The 16,697-nt window shown below is 61.1% G+C and carries 19 protein-coding genes; 11 read left to right on the forward strand and 8 right to left on the reverse strand.

Features of this window, described 5'->3' with window-relative positions:
* The first annotated feature begins 8 nt into the window (after positions 1-8).
* From metX to AB4N73_RS19935, 7 genes are all read left to right on the forward strand, one after another.
* Entirely contained in the window at positions 9-1,148 is a 1,140-nt protein-coding gene (metX, locus tag AB4N73_RS19905; protein WP_122748361.1) for a homoserine O-succinyltransferase MetX, read from the forward strand.
* Between the two features lie 7 nt (positions 1,149-1,155).
* Entirely contained in the window at positions 1,156-1,776 is a 621-nt protein-coding gene (gene metW / locus AB4N73_RS19910; protein WP_056786380.1) for a methionine biosynthesis protein MetW, read from the forward strand.
* A gap of 26 nt (positions 1,777-1,802) precedes the next feature.
* Complete coding sequence (locus tag AB4N73_RS19915) at positions 1,803-2,237, forward strand: DUF4426 domain-containing protein (RefSeq protein ID WP_150636919.1); 435 nt, start codon at positions 1,803-1,805, stop codon at positions 2,235-2,237.
* A complete protein-coding gene (rdgB, locus tag AB4N73_RS19920) occupies positions 2,234-2,830 on the forward strand; it encodes an RdgB/HAM1 family non-canonical purine NTP pyrophosphatase (RefSeq protein WP_024014661.1) in 597 nt (198 codons plus the stop codon). The genes AB4N73_RS19915 and rdgB overlap by 4 nt, the downstream gene beginning before the upstream one ends.
* Positions 2,827-4,032 carry a radical SAM family heme chaperone HemW gene (hemW, locus tag AB4N73_RS19925; RefSeq protein ID WP_056786374.1) on the forward strand — a complete coding sequence of 402 codons (1,206 nt, stop codon included), beginning with the start codon at positions 2,827-2,829 and terminating at the stop codon, positions 4,030-4,032. The genes rdgB and hemW overlap by 4 nt, the downstream gene beginning before the upstream one ends.
* Before the next feature lie 22 nt (positions 4,033-4,054).
* Positions 4,055-4,378: a DUF3392 domain-containing protein gene (locus AB4N73_RS19930; RefSeq protein WP_008083808.1), complete on the forward strand. Its 324-nt coding sequence runs from the start codon at positions 4,055-4,057 to the stop codon at positions 4,376-4,378.
* Between the two features lie 138 nt (positions 4,379-4,516).
* A complete protein-coding gene (locus AB4N73_RS19935) occupies positions 4,517-5,065 on the forward strand; it encodes an RNA 2'-phosphotransferase (protein ID WP_150636923.1) in 549 nt (182 codons plus the stop codon).
* A gap of 129 nt (positions 5,066-5,194) precedes the next feature.
* Here AB4N73_RS19935 and trmB read toward each other — a convergent pair whose 3' ends face one another.
* From trmB to AB4N73_RS19955, 4 genes are all read right to left on the reverse strand, one after another.
* Entirely contained in the window at positions 5,195-5,920 is a 726-nt protein-coding gene (trmB, locus tag AB4N73_RS19940) for a tRNA (guanosine(46)-N7)-methyltransferase TrmB (RefSeq protein WP_024014663.1), read from the reverse strand.
* A 9-nt stretch (positions 5,921-5,929) separates the two neighbouring features.
* Positions 5,930-6,724, reverse strand: coding sequence for a thiazole synthase (locus AB4N73_RS19945; protein ID WP_041476820.1), 795 nt, complete (start codon positions 6,722-6,724; stop codon positions 5,930-5,932).
* 61 nt (positions 6,725-6,785) lie between these two features.
* A complete protein-coding gene (gene thiS, locus AB4N73_RS19950) occupies positions 6,786-6,986 on the reverse strand; it encodes a sulfur carrier protein ThiS (protein WP_160769632.1) in 201 nt (66 codons plus the stop codon).
* Between the two features lie 71 nt (positions 6,987-7,057).
* Positions 7,058-7,438 carry a DUF423 domain-containing protein gene (locus AB4N73_RS19955; protein ID WP_252886932.1) on the reverse strand — a complete coding sequence of 127 codons (381 nt, stop codon included), beginning with the start codon at positions 7,436-7,438 and terminating at the stop codon, positions 7,058-7,060.
* Between the two features lie 74 nt (positions 7,439-7,512).
* Here AB4N73_RS19955 and mtgA point away from each other — a divergent pair, with 74 nt between their 5' ends.
* Positions 7,513-8,235: a monofunctional biosynthetic peptidoglycan transglycosylase gene (gene mtgA, locus AB4N73_RS19960; RefSeq protein WP_095181330.1), complete on the forward strand. Its 723-nt coding sequence runs from the start codon at positions 7,513-7,515 to the stop codon at positions 8,233-8,235.
* Between the two features lie 178 nt (positions 8,236-8,413).
* Here the strand turns inward: mtgA and rpoH are convergent, their stop codons facing one another.
* From rpoH to ftsY, 4 genes are all read right to left on the reverse strand, one after another.
* The gene (gene rpoH / locus AB4N73_RS19965) at positions 8,414-9,268 is read right to left on the reverse strand and encodes an RNA polymerase sigma factor RpoH (protein WP_016772717.1); all 855 of its coding nucleotides are present in this window, start codon (positions 9,266-9,268) and stop codon (positions 8,414-8,416) included.
* A 115-nt stretch (positions 9,269-9,383) separates the two neighbouring features.
* Positions 9,384-10,409: a permease-like cell division protein FtsX gene (gene ftsX / locus AB4N73_RS19970; RefSeq protein WP_016772716.1), complete on the reverse strand. Its 1,026-nt coding sequence runs from the start codon at positions 10,407-10,409 to the stop codon at positions 9,384-9,386.
* Positions 10,406-11,077, reverse strand: coding sequence for a cell division ATP-binding protein FtsE (gene ftsE / locus AB4N73_RS19975; RefSeq protein WP_016772715.1), 672 nt, complete (start codon positions 11,075-11,077; stop codon positions 10,406-10,408). The genes ftsX and ftsE overlap by 4 nt, the downstream gene beginning before the upstream one ends.
* Complete coding sequence (gene ftsY, locus AB4N73_RS19980; RefSeq protein ID WP_460142455.1) at positions 11,074-12,561, reverse strand: signal recognition particle-docking protein FtsY; 1,488 nt, start codon at positions 12,559-12,561, stop codon at positions 11,074-11,076. The genes ftsE and ftsY overlap by 4 nt, the downstream gene beginning before the upstream one ends.
* Before the next feature lie 608 nt (positions 12,562-13,169).
* Between ftsY and AB4N73_RS19985 the strand changes: the two genes are divergently transcribed.
* From AB4N73_RS19985 to rsmD, 3 genes are read left to right on the forward strand one after another with little or no spacing between them, the layout of a single operon-like run.
* Entirely contained in the window at positions 13,170-14,525 is a 1,356-nt protein-coding gene (locus tag AB4N73_RS19985; protein WP_041476824.1) for a M16 family metallopeptidase, read from the forward strand.
* Complete coding sequence (locus AB4N73_RS19990; protein WP_150636927.1) at positions 14,518-16,008, forward strand: M16 family metallopeptidase; 1,491 nt, start codon at positions 14,518-14,520, stop codon at positions 16,006-16,008. The genes AB4N73_RS19985 and AB4N73_RS19990 overlap by 8 nt, the downstream gene beginning before the upstream one ends.
* Positions 16,008-16,610 carry a 16S rRNA (guanine(966)-N(2))-methyltransferase RsmD gene (gene rsmD / locus AB4N73_RS19995; protein WP_041476826.1) on the forward strand — a complete coding sequence of 201 codons (603 nt, stop codon included), beginning with the start codon at positions 16,008-16,010 and terminating at the stop codon, positions 16,608-16,610. The genes AB4N73_RS19990 and rsmD overlap by 1 nt, the downstream gene beginning before the upstream one ends.
* Positions 16,611-16,697 lie beyond the last annotated feature (87 nt).

The raw sequence follows: 16,697 nt of genomic DNA on the forward strand, positions 1-16,697 counted from the left end.
CAGGGTCGATGCCAACTGCCTTTCCCGCCGATTCTGTTGGTCTGGTAACGCCGCAAACCGCGCATTTCAGCGAACCGCTGACGCTGGCCTGTGGCCGTTCGCTGGCCGCTTATGACCTGATTTATGAAACCTACGGCACGCTGAACGCCCAGGCGAGCAACGCCGCGCTGATCTGCCACGCGCTGTCCGGTCATCATCACGCCGCTGGTTATCACAGCGTCGACGACCGCAAGCCCGGTTGGTGGGACAGCTGCATCGGCCCCGGCAAGCCGATCGACACCAACAAGTTCTTTGTGGTCAGCCTGAACAACCTCGGCGGCTGCAACGGCTCCACCGGCCCGAGCAGTATCAACCCGGAGACCGGCAAGCCGTTCGGCGCTGACTTCCCGGTACTCACCGTGGAAGACTGGGTGCACAGCCAGGCGCGCCTTGCTGACCTGCTCGGCATCGGCCAGTGGGCGGCGGTGATCGGCGGCAGCCTCGGCGGCATGCAGGCGTTGCAATGGACCATCACCTACCCCGATCGCGTGCGGCACTGCCTGGCCATCGCCTCGGCACCAAAACTGTCGGCGCAGAACATCGCCTTCAACGAAGTCGCGCGCCAGGCGATCCTCACCGATCCGGAATTCCACGGCGGCTCGTTCCAGGAAGCAGGCGTGATCCCCAAGCGCGGGCTGATGCTGGCGCGCATGGTCGGGCACATCACCTATCTGTCCGATGATTCCATGGGTGAGAAATTCGGCCGTGGCCTGAAGAGCGAAAAGCTCAACTACGACTTCCACAGTGTCGAGTTCCAGGTCGAAAGCTACCTGCGTTATCAGGGCGAAGAGTTCTCCGGGCGCTTCGATGCCAACACTTATCTGTTGATGACCAAAGCGCTGGACTACTTCGATCCGGCGGCGAACTTCGACGATGATCTGGCGAAAACCTTCGAAAACGCCACGGCCAAGTTCTGCGTGATGTCGTTCACCACCGACTGGCGCTTCTCCCCGGCGCGCTCGCGGGAACTGGTGGATGCGCTGATGGCCGCGCGCAAGGACGTCAGTTATCTGGAAATTGACGCACCGCAGGGCCACGACGCCTTCCTGATTCCGATCCCGCGTTACTTGCAGGCGTTCGGCAATTACATGAACCGCATTTCGTTGTGAGAAAGCCATGAGAGCTGATCTGGAAATCATCCAGGAATGGATCCCCGCCGGCAGCCGCGTCCTCGACTTGGGTTGCGGTGACGGCGAGCTGCTGACCTGGCTGCGCGACAACAAGAACGTCACCGGTTATGGCCTGGAAAACGACGCCGACAACATCGCCGAGTGCGTGGCCAAGGGCATCAACGTCATCGAGCAGGATCTGGACAAAGGCCTGGGCAATTTTGCCAGCAACAGTTTCGACATCGTCGTCATGACCCAGGCCCTGCAAGCGGTGCATTACCCGGACAAGATCCTCGACGAAATGCTCCGGGTCGGCCGTCAGTGCATCATCACCTTCCCCAACTTCGGCCACTGGCGCTGCCGCTGGTACCTGGCGAGCAAGGGCCGCATGCCGGTCTCGGAATTCCTGCCTTACACCTGGTACAACACGCCGAACATTCACTTCTGCACCTTCGAGGATTTCGAAGAGCTGTGCCGCGAACGTGACGCCAAGGTCATTGATCGGCTTGCCGTGGATCAACAGCACCGCCACGGGTGGGCCAGTAAGCTATGGCCTAATCTGTTAGGTGAAATCGGTATCTACCGCGTCAGCAGTCCGCAGTTGGCGGACGCCCGAGTCGCGGTCTGAGCCAGGGCATTTGAAGGAGCACGAACATGAGCCGTCTAGCGTTGCTTTTATTCACCGCCTGCCTGAGCGCCAGCACCATGGCGGCGGACGTCATCAAAGGTGAGCGCAAGGAAACCTTCGGCGACATTACGGTGCACTACAACACCTTCAACTCGACGTTCCTGCAACCGGACATCGCCAAGGCCGCCGAGCTGATCCGCAGCAAGAACCAAGGCGTGATCAACGTCTCGGTGGTCAAGGACGGCAAACCGGTGATCGCCAGCGTCACCGGCACGATCAAGGACCTGACCAGCAACAGCGTGGCGCTGAAATTCCGCCAGGTCACCGAACAGGGCGCGATCTACTACATCGCCCAGTACCCGGTGCCGCAGCAGGAAACCCGCACCTTTGAAATCAAGGTGCAGAACGGCGACAAGATCAACACTATCAATTTCAACCAAGAACTCTTTCCCGGCGAATGATGAACATCAAGCAGCTCGTACTGGCCAGCCATAACGCCGGCAAACTCAAAGAACTCCAGGCCATGCTCGGCGACTCGGTGCAACTGCGCTCGATTGGCGAGTGGAGCAAGGTCGAGCCGGAAGAAACCGGCCTGTCGTTCGTCGAGAACGCGATCCTCAAGGCGCGCAATGCCGCGCGCATTTCAGGCCTGCCGGCACTGGCCGACGATTCCGGGCTGGCGGTAGATTTCCTTGGCGGTGCGCCGGGTATCTACTCGGCGCGTTACGCCGACGGCCAGGGCGATGCGGCGAACAACGCCAAACTGCTCGATGCGCTGAAGGACGTACCGCAAGCCGAGCGCGGCGCGCAGTTCGTCTGCGTGCTGGCACTGGTACGCCACGCCGATGATCCGCTGCCGATTCTCTGCGAAGGCCTGTGGCACGGGCGCATCCTCACCGCTGCCAGCGGCGAGCACGGCTTCGGTTATGACCCACTGTTCTGGGTGCCGGAGCGCGACTGCTCCAGCGCCGAACTGAGCCCGGCCGACAAGAACCAGATCAGCCACCGCGCCCGTGCAATGGATCTGCTGCGCCAGCGTCTGGGCTTGAAATGACCACTGATTCTTCCGCGTCGTCGCTGATTATCGGCGGCGCCGCGTCCTCGCCTCGGGCGCCGCTGCCAACTCTGCCGCCCCTGGCGCTGTACATCCACATTCCGTGGTGTGTGCGCAAATGCCCGTATTGCGATTTCAACTCGCACACCGCCAGCCCGGTGCTGCCGGAGCAGGAATACGTCGACGCGCTGCTGGCCGATCTCGATCAGGATCTGCATGCGGTGTATGGCCGTGAGCTGACTTCGATTTTCTTCGGTGGCGGGACGCCCAGCCTGTTCAGCGCCGAAGCCCTCGGGCGTTTGTTGAAGGGCGTCGAACAACGCATCCCGTTCGCTGCCGACATCGAAATCACCCTTGAGGCCAATCCGGGCACCTTCGAGCAAGAGAAGTTTGTCGCCTATCGCAAGCTGGGGATCAATCGGCTGTCGATCGGTATCCAGAGCTTTCAGCAGGAAAAGCTTGAGGCCCTCGGCCGCATCCACAACGGTGACGAAGCCGTGCGTGCGGCGGGCATGGCGCGGCAGGCCGGGTTCGATAACTTCAACCTGGACTTGATGCACGGTTTGCCCGATCAGTCGCTGGACGATGCCTTGAGCGATCTGCGTCAGGCCATCGCGCTGAAGCCGACGCACATTTCCTGGTATCAACTGACGCTGGAGCCCAATACGGTGTTCTGGAATCAGCCGCCAGTGCTGCCGGAAGACGACACGCTGTGGGACATTCAGGAAGCCGGTCAGGCGCTGCTGGCCGAGCACGGTTACGCGCAATACGAAGTGTCGGCGTATGCCCAGGCCGGTCGACCGGCGCGGCATAACCTTAATTACTGGAGTTTTGGCGACTTCATCGGCATCGGCGCCGGCGCCCATGGCAAGTTGAGCCACCCGGACGGGCGCATCGTGCGCACATGGAAAACCCGCCTGCCGAAGGATTATCTGAACCCGGCGAAAAGCTTTCAGGCCGGCGAGAAATCGCTGAGCAATGACGAGATGCCGTTCGAGTTCCTGATGAACGCCCTGCGACTGACTGCCGGGGTCGAATCGCGCCTGTATCCGGAGCGCACCGGCCTGTCGCTGGACACCCTCGCCGAAGGCCGGCGCGAAGCCGAACAAAGCGGCCTGTTGCAGGTCGAACCGTCACGCCTGGCGGCGACCGAACGCGGCCAACTGTTCCTCAACGATTTGCTGCAACAATTTCTGAACTGACTTCAGCTCAAAGGGAAAACGCATGGATTTGATACTCGACCTGCTGGCCACCGTCTCCCGCTGGAGCCGCAGCAATCTCTCGGAAATCGCTTTGGCGCTGGTCGGTTGCCTGCTGGTGCTGTTTGGCGCTGACTTCAAAGGCTGGGTCGAGCAACGCCTGGGCAGCATCGCCGGCGCCCTGCGCGTGCCCCTGATGGCCCTGCTCTGCCTGATCGGCAGCGGCGCCGCGCTGATCTATGCCACGCCGTGGGTGATCAAAGGCCTGAGCCAGTTCAACAACTACAGCCTGGCGCCGGTGCTGCTGGTGGTACTGGTGCTGATCGGCGTGGTTGCTGATCGCCGCTGATCTTTCGGCACACCCAAAACGAATGTAGGAGTGAGCCTGCTCGCGATAGTGGTCTGACATTCAACCTCTTCGGTGACTGTCAGTCCGCAATCGCGAGCAGGCTCACTCCCACAGTTGATCGCAATGAAAGGGAAGTTCATGAGTAAAAAACTACTGGATGAGACGAGCAAATTTCTTAGCTTCGTGTTGCGTCACGAGCCTCAGGCGATCGGACTGAATCTGAATTCGGAAGGCTGGGCAAATATCGAAGCACTGATCAGCGGCGCGGCGCGTGATGGCAGGCATTTAAGTCGTGAGCTGATTGAAAACGTCGTGACCAGCAGTGACAAGAAGCGTTTTACGATTTCCGCTGATGGCCACTGTATACGCGCTGTTCAAGGCCACTCGACGAAAAGCGTTGATCTGCAATTCGAGCAGAAACAGCCACCGCAAACGCTCTACCACGGAACAGCGACGCGTTTTCTCGACTCGATCCACAGACAAGGCTTGATTCCAGGACAACGCCATCAGGTGCATCTGTCCGACGAGATCGCCACCGCGTCGGCCGTGGGTCAACGCTACGGAACGCCAGTCGTTCTGAAGGTTGCCGCGAAGCAGATGGAAGAACAGGGCTTCAAGTTCTATCAGGCCGAAAATGGCGTCTGGTTGACAGAGCAGGTGCCCGCTCGATTTCTTGCCCCCCTGTAATCTCCTCATACACAAAACAATTGTGGGAGCGAGCCTGCTCGCGAAGGCGTCTTGACATCCAACATCATCGTTGAACGTCAAACCGCTTTCGCGAGCAGGCTCGCTCCCACAGTTTTTTTTGCGTGATGCTTAAGCGATCTTTTCGAACTTCAGATCCCACACGCCATGGCCAAGACGTTCGCCACGGCGTTCGAACTTGGTGATCGGGCGTTCGGCCGGGCGTGGGACGCATTTGCCGTCTTCGGCGAGGTTGCGGTAGCCGGGGGCGACGTTCATCACTTCCAGCATGTACTCGGCGTAAGGCTCCCAGTCGGTGGCCATGTGCAGAATGCCGCCGACCTTCAACTTGCTGCGCACCAGTTCAGCGAACGAGGCCTGGACGATGCGGCGCTTGTGGTGGCGGCTCTTGTGCCACGGATCCGGGAAAAACAGCATCAGGCGATCGAGGCTGTTGTCGGCGATGCAGCGGTTGAGCACTTCGATCGCGTCGCAATCGTAGACCCGCAGGTTGGTCAGCCCTTGGGTCAGCACGCCATTGAGCAGCGCGCCGACACCCGGACGGTGTACTTCAACACCGATGAAATCCTGCTCTGGAGCAGCAGCGGCCATTTCCAGCAGCGAGTGGCCCATGCCGAAACCGATTTCCAGCGAGCGCGGCGCCGAGCGGCCGAACACCTGGTCGTAATCGACCGGCGCATCGGCCAGCGGCAGCACGTACAGCGGCGCGCCCTGGTCCAGGCCGCGTTGCTGGCCTTCGGTCATGCGCCCGGCGCGCATCACGAAGCTCTTGATGCGGCGGTGTTGGCGCTCGTCGCCTTCGTCCGGCTGGACAGGCGTGTCGTTCGATTCAGTCATCAATGGCTCTTACTTGATCAGACCATCCAGCGGCGAAGAGGCGCTGGCATAGAGTTTTTTCGGCATGCGGCCGGCGAGGTACGCCAGGCGACCGGCGACGATGGCGTGCTGCATGGCTTGCGCCATCATGACCGGTTGCTGGGCGTGGGCGATGGCCGAGTTCATCAGTACAGCGTCGCAACCCAGTTCCATGGCGATGGTCGCGTCGGAAGCGGTACCGACACCAGCATCCACCAGCACCGGGATCCTGGCTTCTTCGAGGATGATCTGCAGGTTGTACGGATTGCAGATACCCAGACCGGAGCCGATCAGACCGGCCAGCGGCATCACGGCGATGCAGCCGATTTCCGCCAACTGGCGAGCGATAATCGGGTCATCGCTGGTGTAGACCATCACGTCGAAGCCTTCCTTGACCAGGGTTTCGGCGGCCTTGAGGGTTTCGATCACGTTGGGGAACAGGGTTTTCTGGTCGGCCAGCACTTCCAGCTTCACCAGATTGTGGCCATCGAGCAGTTCACGCGCCAGGCGGCAGGTGCGCACGGCTTCGATGGCGTCGTAGCAACCGGCAGTGTTCGGCAGGAAGGTGTAGCGATCCGGCGACAGCACTTCGAGCAGGTTCGGCTCGCCTTCGATCTGGCCCAGGTTGGTGCGGCGTACGGCGAAGGTGACGATCTCGGCACCCGAGGCTTCGATGGCCTGGCGGGTTTCTTCCATGTCACGGTACTTGCCGGTACCGACCAGCAAACGCGACTGGTAAGTACGACCGGCCAGCACAAAAGGCTTGTCGCTACGAACGATGCTCATGGGGAATCCTCTTTTAGGGTGAGGGTCTTGCAGAATTCTGTGCCCTTGCGGGCCGGGACAATCAGCCGCCGCCGATGGCGTGGACCACTTCGACGTTGTCGCCGTCGTTCAACGTGGTGTCGGCATGCTGGCTGCGCGGGACGATGTCCAGATTGAGCTCGACCGCCACACGACGTCCGGTCAGATCCAGACGGGTGATCAGGCCCGCAACGGTTTCACCGTCGGGCAATTCAAAGGACTCACCGTTCAACTGAATGCGCATGCACAACGCCGCCATCATTTTTAGGGGCTGGCATTCTAGCCCGATCATGACCTAAAGGTCAGTACCAAGCGTCAAGCGGTTAGCTGCAAGCGCCAAGCGGCTAGCCCCAGACATAACCAACCGATGAGAAACGCCAGGCCTCCGAACGGCGTGATGATACCGAGCTTGCTGATGCCGGTGGTGGTCAGCAGATACAGACTGCCGGAGAACAACACAATGCCGACGGTGAAGGACACGCCGGCCCAAGTGACCAGCCGCCCTGGAATCTGCGTGGCCAGCAGCGCAACGCCGAACAGTGCGAGCGTGTGCACCAGTTGGTAGGTGACGCCAGTGTGGAAGATCGTCAGGTATTCCGGCGTCAGACGGTTTTTCAGGCCGTGGGCGGCAAACGCGCCCAGCGCAACACCGGTGAATCCGAAAAAAGCAGCCAGCATCAAAAAGCCACGCAGCATGGGGAACTCCAGTCAGACGCCATCGGCAGGGTCTGTATAATGGCCCGCTCCACGGGTTCGGCCAAGCCATCTCTATGCTGCGTTCAATTTTCCGTCGTCTCACGAAGGCTCTGCTCTGGTTCGCCGGCGGCAGTGTCTTGCTGGTGCTGGTGTTTCGCTTCGTGCCACCGCCGGGCACGGCGCTGATGGTCGAGCGCAAGGTCGAATCCTGGGTCGACGGTGAGCCGATCGACCTGCAGCGCACCTGGAAACCGTGGAACGAGATCTCCGATGACCTGAAAGTGGCGGTAATTGCTGGCGAGGACCAGAAATTCCCCGAGCACTGGGGCTTCGATCTGCGCGCGATTCAGGCCGCTCTGGCCCACAACGAACTGGGCGGTTCGATTCGCGGCGCCAGCACCTTGAGCCAGCAGGTGTCGAAAAACCTCTTTCTCTGGTCGGGCCGCAGCTATCTGCGCAAAGGCCTGGAAGCGTGGTTTACCGCGCTGATCGAGGTGTTCTGGCCCAAGCAGCGGATTCTCGAGGTGTACCTGAACAGCGTTGAGTGGGATGACGGCGTATTTGGCGCTGAAGCGGCGGCCCGCCACCACTTTGGTGTGAGCGCAAAGTCGTTGTCGCGCCAGCAGGCGAGTTATCTGGCTGCCGTACTGCCCAATCCACGGGTGTGGAGCGCGAGTCATCCGACCGGTTATGTATCGCGCCGGGCTGGGTGGATTCGGCAGCAGATGAGTCAGTTGGGCGGCGACAGTTACTTGCTCGGGCTGAACGATTCGCGGCGGGCGCCTTGGGCTGAATAACACCGAAATTCCAATGTGGGAGCGAGCCTGCTCGCGAAAGCGGTGTGTCAGCTTGCATTGATGGCACTGATAAACCGCTTTCGCGAGCAGGCTCGCTCCCACAGGGTTTGTGTTGAAACAGAAATGAAAACGCCCCGATCATCGCTGATCGGGGCGTTTTTTATTGCGGATTCGCCAGTTAAGCGGCGATCGACAACTTGAGCTTGTTCATCGCGCTCTTTTCGAGCTGACGGATTCGCTCGGCCGACACGTTGTACTTCTGCGCCAGATCGTGCAGCGTGGCTTTCTCTTCCGCCAGCCAGCGCTGGTAGAGGATGTCACGGCTGCGTTCGTCCAGCACTTCCAGTGCTTCGTGCAGGTTGGTGTTCGAGTTGTCGCTCCAGTCGGCATCTTCCAGTTGACGCGCCGGGTCGTACCGGTGGTCTTCCAGGTAGTTGGCCGGAGACTGGAAAGCACTGTCGTCGTCGGCTTCGGCAGCCGGGTCGAAGGCCATGTCGTGACCGGTCAGGCGACTTTCCATCTCGCGCACTTCACGTGGTTCGACGCCAAGGCTTTCCGCCACACGGTGGACTTCCTCGTTATTCAGCCACGCCAGGCGCTTCTTCTGGCTGCGCAGGTTGAAGAACAGCTTGCGCTGGGCCTTGGTGGTCGCGACTTTCACAATGCGCCAGTTGCGCAGGATGAACTCGTGAATTTCCGCCTTGATCCAGTGCACGGCGAACGACACCAGACGCACACCCATTTCCGGGTTGAAACGCTTGACGGCCTTCATCAGGCCGACGTTGCCTTCCTGGATCAGGTCAGCCTGAGCCAGACCGTAGCCGGAATAGCTACGGGCAATGTGTACGACAAAACGCAGGTGGGCGAGCACCATCTGCCGAGCCGCCCCCAAATCCTGCTCATAGTAGAGACTCTCGGCCAGTTCACGCTCCTGCTCCGGCGTCAGCAATGGAATGCTGTTGACGGTGTGCACGTAGGCTTCCAGGTTCGCACCCGGAACCAACGCATACGCAGGTTGCAAAGAATTGGTCATACGAAAAAACCTCCCACTCACATACTCGTGCCTCTCGGCACTGCGAAAAATTGACCGGGAACTCAGGTACAAGTTCCCATAAAAACCGCAAGGTCAATCACGCGCAAAAAAGATTCTACTTCGGCGCCAGCTCCCTGAGATGACGTGCGACTGCAATCCATGCACCGATATAACCCAACAGCACCGCGCCAAGCAAGAGCGACAGACCGTCGGCCACTGGCACACCGGCCAGGGCGAAATCACTGCCGTACAAGCCGGCCAGTCCGACCACCGCATCGTTCAGCCAGTTGAGGCCGAACGCCAATACGCCCCAGGACAACAGCCCTGCACCGAAGCCATACAACGCGCCCATATAAAGGAAAGGGCGGCGCACATAACTGTCAGTGCCGCCGACGAGTTTAATCACTTCTATCTCGGTGCGGCGGTTTTCAATATGAAGACGAATGGTATTGCCTATCACCAAAAGTAATGCAGACACCAACAACACCGTCAGACCGAAGACAAAGCGGTCGCCAAGCTTGAGGATGGCGGCCAGACGCTCGACCCAGACTAGATCAAGTTGCGCCTGTTGTACCTTCGGCAGCTCGGAAAGTTTTTGTCTTAATGCTTCGAGTGTCGGCTTGTCGACTTCGTTCGGTGTCACCAGCACCACACCCGGCAACGGGTTGTCAGGCAGCTCACGCAGGGCTTCGCCCAGGCCGGATTGCTGCTGGAACTCTTCCAGCGCCTGATCGCGGCCGACATATTCGGCATCAGCGACGCCCGGCATGCCTTTGATCTGCTCACGCAGCGCTTCGCCTTGTTCCGGGCTGGCGTCGAGTTGCAAGTACAGTGAAATCTGCGCCGCGCGCTGCCAGGAACCGCCGAGACGTTCGACATTATTGAGCAATAGCGACAGCCCCATCGGCAGACTCAACGCCACGGCCATCACCATGCAGGTGAAGAAGCTGCCGATCGGCTGTTTGCCGAGACGGCGCAGGCTGTCGAGCAGGCTGGCGCGATGGCTTTCGATCCAGGCGCGAAACAGCGTGGCGAAGTCCGGGCCGTCATCATCGTCGTGCTTTTTCTTTTTCTGCGGTTGCGGATCGGCGGCCTTCGGGGCCACGCGCTCGGAAACCTTAGGACTGCGTGTCGCACTCATACCCCGGCCTCCCCGTCGCCGATCAGGCGGCCGCGTTGCAGGGTCAGCATGCGATGCCGCATGCGCGCGATCAGTGCCAGGTCGTGACTGGCGATCAGCACGCTGGTGCCCAGACGGTTGATGTCTTCGAACACGCCCATGATTTCGGCGGCCAGACGCGGGTCGAGGTTACCGGTCGGTTCGTCCGCCAGCAGCAAGGCCGGGCGGTGGACGATGGCGCGGGCAATGCCGACGCGCTGTTGCTGACCGGTGGACAGGTCGCCCGGGTACAGATCGGATTTATCCGACAGCGCCACGCGCTCCAGCGCCGAATCGACGCGCTTGGCGATCTCGACCTTGGACAGGCCGAGGATCTGCAGCGGCAAGGCGACGTTGTTGAACACCGTGCGATCGAACAACAACTGGTGATTCTGGAACACCACGCCGATCTGCCGACGCAGAAATGGAATCTGCGCATTGCTGATAGTGCTCAGGTCTTGCCCGGCGAGCAGCAATTTGCCGCTGGTCGGCCGTTCCATTGCCAGCAACAGGCGCAACAGCGTGGATTTACCGGCACCGGAGTGGCCGGTGACAAACAAGAACTCGCCACGACGGACTCGAAAGCTCAGCTCATGCAAGCCGACGTGACCGTTCGGGTAGCGTTTACCGACCTGTTCGAAACGAATCATGAACGCTCCCGCTCGGCAAACAGTGCCTGGACAAAGGGTTCGGCTTCAAAGGTACGCAAATCGTCGATGCCTTCACCGACGCCGATGTAGCGAATCGGCAGGCCGAATTGCTTGGCCAGGGCGAAAATCACCCCGCCCTTGGCAGTGCCATCGAGCTTGGTCAGCGCCAGGCCGGTCAGTTCGACGGTCTGGTTGAACTGCTTGGCCTGGTTGATCGCGTTCTGGCCAGTGCCGGCGTCGAGCACCAGCAGCACTTCATGCGGCGCGTCGGCGTCGAGCTTGCCGATCACCCGGCGAACCTTTTTCAGCTCTTCCATCAAGTTGTCTTTGGTGTGCAGACGACCGGCGGTGTCAGCGATCAGCACGTCGATGCCACGGGCCTTGGCCGCTTGCACGGCGTCGAAGATCACCGAAGCGGAATCGGCGCCGGTGTGCTGAGCGATCACCGGAATCTTGTTGCGCTCGCCCCAGACCTGCAATTGCTCCACGGCCGCTGCACGGAAGGTGTCGCCGGCCGCCAGCATGACCTTCTTACCCTCCAATTGCAGCTTCTTCGCCAGCTTGCCGATGGTGGTGGTTTTGCCGGCGCCGTTGACGCCTACCACCAGAATCACGAACGGCTTGTTCTGCGAGGCGATTTTCAGCGGTTGTTCGACCGGTTTGAGCATTGCGGCCAGTTCGGCCTGCAGGGATTTGTACAGGGCGTCGGCGTCTGCCAGTTCCTTGCGTGCAACCTTCTGGGTCAGGCGCTGGATGATCTGCGTGGTGGCTTCAACGCCGACGTCGGCGGTGAGCAGACGGGTTTCGAGGTCGTCGAGCAGGTCATCGTCGATGGTCTTGCGCCCGAGGAACAGGCTGGCCATGCCCTCGCCGATGCTGGCGCTGGTCTTCGACAGGCCTTGCTTGAGGCGGGCGAAGAAACCGGCTTTGGTTTCTTCGGTGCGCGGGGTTTCGACTGGCGCTTCTACAGGGACTTCGACCGGCACGACCGGAGCGACCGGAGCGACAACCGGCGCAGCGGCAATCGGTGCAGGCTCCGACGGCGGGACAACCGGGGCGGCGGGTTCAGAAATGACCGGCGCAGGCTCGACAACCGGTTCAGGCACAGGCTGCGCAGGCACCTCGGCAACCGGCGCAGGAATCACTGGCGTCACATGCGGCGCCGCTTCTTCAACAAGCGCGACCGGTTCTTCTGCCACCGGCAAGGTCAGCCACGGCTCGGCGGCGGGCGTCAGCGGCAGTTCGGGAGCGGCGGGCGCTTCCGGCTCGGCTTCAGCATCCGGTTGCAGCACCGGCTCGGCGATCGGCAGCACAATCGGCGCCGGCTCTTCTTCTATTACAGGTGCAGGCGCAGGGGCCGGCTCAGGAATCGCGGGCGGCTGTTCGACGACGGGTTCCTGCGGTTTCTTCCGCAGCCATCCGAACAGGCTTTTCTTCTCGCCAGCCGCAGCTGGGCTCTTCTTGTCGTCGTTGGAACCAAACATGGAGGACGGCTATCTCACGGTAGCGACGCGCCAACAGGGCGCCCCGGCAAATAAATATTCGATGCAGAACAGACTGTGTTTCACCCAGCTTGTTCACGCGCAACATTTTGTCGAGGCACCGAAGGCACCTCAAGGATCGTATTAACGTTGATCTAAACCGGCAAAGATCAGCGAAAACGCGGAGTTTAGTGGGAAAAACACAGCTTTTCGCCGCAAACCTATACAGCCTTATCAAACCCTGAAGCCTGATAGGCGTGGCCGCCAGTAAAACGGATCAGTATCCTAGGGCGTGTCATTGATCATTACCAGTACCGCGTGGCCGCCTGAAAACGGGCCAGACAAGGCGCAGGCCGCAGGGAATGTGCTTTCCTTGCCAAGGACTGCAACGCAGTATGGCCCGTTTTCAGGCGCCACCCGGAGGGCCGGGCCTGATAGTGTGCAGGGCTGCGTTGCTCGGAGTTTATTTGGAACAACCAAACCACACTCCTCGCGCCTTGCCCTGCACACTATCAGGCGCCGGCGCGGTACTGGTAATGATCAATGACACGCCCTACCTCTCGCCCGCCGACGCTAAGACCAAGCGGGCAGCCCAACAGGTTGAAAAACGAATGAATGCTCTAGCCCGCCGCGCTGCTGGCCTGCTGCTCAGCGCAGTCTGCCTGCCCCTTTCGGCCCTGGCGGCCGACCCGCAACCGACCCATGAATTCACCCTCGACAACGGCCTCAAGGTCGTCGTGCGCGAAGACCATCGTGCGCCGGTGGTCGTTTCCCAGATCTGGTACAAGGTCGGTTCCAGCTACGAGACTCCGGGGCAGACCGGTCTGTCCCACGCGCTTGAGCACATGATGTTCAAGGGCAGCGAAAAAGTCGGCCCCGGCGAAGCCTCGCTGATCCTGCGCGACCTCGGTGCCGAAGAGAACGCCTTTACCAGCGACGACTTCACGGCTTATTACCAGGTGCTGGCCCGTGACCGTCTCGGCGTGGCCTTCGAGCTGGAAGCCGACCGCATGGCCAACCTGCGCCTGCCGGCCGACGAGTTCGCCAAGGAAATCGAAGTCATCAAGGAAGAGCGCCGCCTGCGCACCGATGACAAGCCGATGTCCAAGGCCTACGAGCGCTACAAGGCCATGGCCTACCCGGCCAGCGGTTATCACACGCCGACCATCGGCTGGATGGCTGACCTCGACCGTATGAAAGTCGAGGAACTGCGCCACTGGTACCAATCCTGGTACGCGCCGAACAACGCCACGCTGGTGGTGGTCGGTGACGTCACTCCGGACGAAGTGAAAACCCTCGCCCAGCGCTACTTCGGCCCGGTCGCCAAACGCGACGTGCCACCGGCGAAAAAACCGCTGGAACTGGCCGAGCCCGGCGAACGCCAGATCACCCTGCGCGTGCAGACCCAACTGCCGAGCCTGATGCTTGGCTTCAACGTGCCGAGCATTGCTACCGCTGAAGACAAACGCTCGGTCAACGCCCTGCGCCTGATCTCCGCGCTGCTCGATGGCGGCTACAGCGGGCGCATCCCTACGCAGCTGGAACGCGGCGAAGAGCTGGTCTCCGGCGGCTCGTCGGACTATGACGCCTACACCCGTGGTGACAGCCTGTTCACCCTGTCGGCCACGCCAAATACGCAGAAGAAAAAGACCATCGCCCAGGCCGAAGCCGGCTTGTGGAAACTGCTTGAGCAACTGAAAACCACCGCGCCGTCTGCCGAAGAGCTGGAACGCGTCCGCGCTCAAGTTATCGCCGGCCTGGTCTACGAGCGTGACTCGATCACCAGCCAGGCCACCGCGATCGGTCAACTGGAAACGGTCGGTCTGTCGTGGAAGCTGATGGACACCGAACTGGCCGATCTGGAAAGCGTGACCCCGCAAGACATCCAGAACGCCGCGAAAAAGTATTTCACCCGCGAACGTCTCAGCGTCGCCCACGTCCTGCCTTTGGAGACGACTCATGAGTGAGCGCAAAACCCCACGCCTGATGCTGCTTGGCCTGATTGCTGTCGCGGTGATCGGCTCGGCGGCTGTGTATCTGTCGCCCGGCGCTGACAGCCACGCCAGCGAAGCCCTGGATAACGCCAAGTCCAGCCAGAAATTGCAATCGCTGGCCGAACTCGATGGCAAGGCCCCGGCCAGCCGCAAGCTCGATGTGCAGACCTGGAACACCGCTGAAGGCGCCAAAGTGCTGTTCGTCGAAGCGCATGAGTTGCCGATGTTCGACATGCGCCTGATCTTCGCCGCTGGCAGCAGCCAGGACGGCAACGCGCCCGGCCTCGCCGTGCTGACCAACGCCATGCTCAACGAAGGCATCGCCGGCAAAGACGTCGGCGCTATCGCCCAGGGTTTTGAAGGCCTTGGGGCCGACTTCGGCAACGGTGCGTTCAAGGACATGGCGCTGACCTCGTTGCGCAGCCTGAGCGCACCTGAGCAGCGTGAACCGGCGTTGAAGCTGTTCGCCGATGTGGTCGGCAAACCGACCTTCCCCGCCGATTCCTTCGCGCGCATCAAGAACCAACTGCTCGCCGGTTTCGAATACCAGAAACAGAACCCCGGCAAACTCGCCAGCCTGGAGCTGATGAAGCGTCTGTACGGCGATCACCCGTACGCGCATTCCAGCGACGGCAATCCGCAAAGCGTGCCGAAGATTACCGTCGCGCAATTGCGCGAGTTCCACGCCAAGGCCTACGCCGCCGGCAATGCTGTGATTGCACTGGTCGGTGACCTGTCGCGAGCCGAAGCCGAGGCGATCGCCAATCAGGTCTCCTCTGCCCTGCCGAAAGGCCCGGCACTGGCGAAAATCGCTGCGCCGCAGGAACCGCAAGCCAGCGTCAACCACATCGAGTTTCCGTCGAAACAGACCAACCTGATGCTCGCGCAACTGGGCATCGATCGCGATGATCCGGATTACGCCGCGCTGTCGCTGGGCAACCAGATCCTCGGCGGCGGTGGTTTCGGAACGCGCCTGATGAGCGAAGTGCGCGAGAAGCGTGGCCTCACCTACGGCGTGTATTCGGCGTTCAGCCCGATGCAGGCCCGTGGGCCGTTCATGATCAACCTGCAGACCCGCGCCGAGATGAGCGAAGGCACCCTGAAACTGGTGCAGGACGTGCTCGCCGACTACCTGAAAACCGGGCCGACACAGAAAGAACTCGACGATGCCAAGCGCGAACTGGCCGGCAGCTTCCCGCTGTCCACCGCGAGCAACGCCGACATCGTTGGCCAGCTCGGCGCGATGGGCTTCTATAATCTGCCACTGAGCTATCTCGACGATTTCATGCGGCAGTCGCAGAGCCTGACCGTAGAGCAGGTCCGCGATGCGCTGAACAAACACCTGAGCACGGAGAAAATGGTCATCGTCACCGCTGGCCCGACCGTGCCGCAAAAGCCGTTACCGGCCCCATCTGATAAACCTGCCGAGCAACCGCTCGGGGTTCCGGAGCATTAATGGCCACTCGAGCACCGAAAAAACCTGTGCAAAACGTGCACAACGGCGTGAACCAGCTGCGCATCATTGGCGGCCAGTGGCGCAGCCGCAAGCTGAGCTTCCCCGACGCACCGGGCCTGCGCCCGACCCCGGATCGCGTGCGTGAAACCCTGTTCAACTGGCTCGCGCCCTATGTCGAAGGGGCGAAAGTGCTCGACCCGTTCGCCGGCAGCGGCGCGCTGTTTCTCGAAGCGCTGTCCCGAGGCGCGGCCACGGCCCAGGCGCTGGACGCCAGCAACGTTGCGGTTTCCAGTCTGAAGGAACACCTCGGCACGTTGCGTTGCAGCAACGGCCAGGTGCAAACCGCCGACGCGCTGCGCTACCTGGAAACCCAGGCCGCGACGCCGTTCGATCTGGTGTTCCTCGACCCGCCGTTCAACCAGAACCTGTTACCGGCGGTTTGTACTTTGCTGGAAGAGCGCCAATGGCTGGCGGCCGATTCGTGGATCTACACGGAAAGCGAAACAGCGCCATCGACGCTGGGCCTGCCGGGCAACTGGCGCCTGCACCGCGAACAGAAATCCGGTCGTGTGTATTACGCGTTGTGGCAGCGCAGCGCCTGAACCATCCGCACTGCGCTTTAGCGTGCGGTAGATAGTTACCGCACCCAGTGCCTCGCAGTCCGCCACAGTGGTTGCCGCAATCTGCGT

This window comes from Pseudomonas sp. S3_B08 (genome assembly GCF_054667725.1).

Coding starts and splice junctions, on each gene's coding strand:
- metX (WP_122748361.1), top strand. CDS start 9: ATGCCAACTGCCTTTCCCGCCGATTCTGTTGGTCTGGTAACGCCGCAA.
- metW (WP_056786380.1), top strand. CDS start 1,156: ATGAGAGCTGATCTGGAAATCATCCAGGAATGGATCCCCGCCGGCAGC.
- AB4N73_RS19915 (WP_150636919.1), top strand. CDS start 1,803: ATGAGCCGTCTAGCGTTGCTTTTATTCACCGCCTGCCTGAGCGCCAGC.
- rdgB (WP_024014661.1), top strand. CDS start 2,234: ATGATGAACATCAAGCAGCTCGTACTGGCCAGCCATAACGCCGGCAAA.
- hemW (WP_056786374.1), top strand. CDS start 2,827: ATGACCACTGATTCTTCCGCGTCGTCGCTGATTATCGGCGGCGCCGCG.
- AB4N73_RS19930 (WP_008083808.1), top strand. CDS start 4,055: ATGGATTTGATACTCGACCTGCTGGCCACCGTCTCCCGCTGGAGCCGC.
- AB4N73_RS19935 (WP_150636923.1), top strand. CDS start 4,517: ATGAGTAAAAAACTACTGGATGAGACGAGCAAATTTCTTAGCTTCGTG.
- trmB (WP_024014663.1), bottom strand. CDS start 5,920: ATGACTGAATCGAACGACACGCCTGTCCAGCCGGACGAAGGCGACGAG.
- AB4N73_RS19945 (WP_041476820.1), bottom strand. CDS start 6,724: ATGAGCATCGTTCGTAGCGACAAGCCTTTTGTGCTGGCCGGTCGTACT.
- thiS (WP_160769632.1), bottom strand. CDS start 6,986: ATGCGCATTCAGTTGAACGGTGAGTCCTTTGAATTGCCCGACGGTGAA.
- AB4N73_RS19955 (WP_252886932.1), bottom strand. CDS start 7,438: ATGCTGCGTGGCTTTTTGATGCTGGCTGCTTTTTTCGGATTCACCGGT.
- mtgA (WP_095181330.1), top strand. CDS start 7,513: ATGCTGCGTTCAATTTTCCGTCGTCTCACGAAGGCTCTGCTCTGGTTC.
- rpoH (WP_016772717.1), bottom strand. CDS start 9,268: ATGACCAATTCTTTGCAACCTGCGTATGCGTTGGTTCCGGGTGCGAAC.
- ftsX (WP_016772716.1), bottom strand. CDS start 10,409: ATGAGTGCGACACGCAGTCCTAAGGTTTCCGAGCGCGTGGCCCCGAAG.
- ftsE (WP_016772715.1), bottom strand. CDS start 11,077: ATGATTCGTTTCGAACAGGTCGGTAAACGCTACCCGAACGGTCACGTC.
- ftsY (WP_460142455.1), bottom strand. CDS start 12,561: ATGTTTGGTTCCAACGACGACAAGAAGAGCCCAGCTGCGGCTGGCGAG.
- AB4N73_RS19985 (WP_041476824.1), top strand. CDS start 13,170: ATGAATGCTCTAGCCCGCCGCGCTGCTGGCCTGCTGCTCAGCGCAGTC.
- AB4N73_RS19990 (WP_150636927.1), top strand. CDS start 14,518: ATGAGTGAGCGCAAAACCCCACGCCTGATGCTGCTTGGCCTGATTGCT.
- rsmD (WP_041476826.1), top strand. CDS start 16,008: ATGGCCACTCGAGCACCGAAAAAACCTGTGCAAAACGTGCACAACGGC.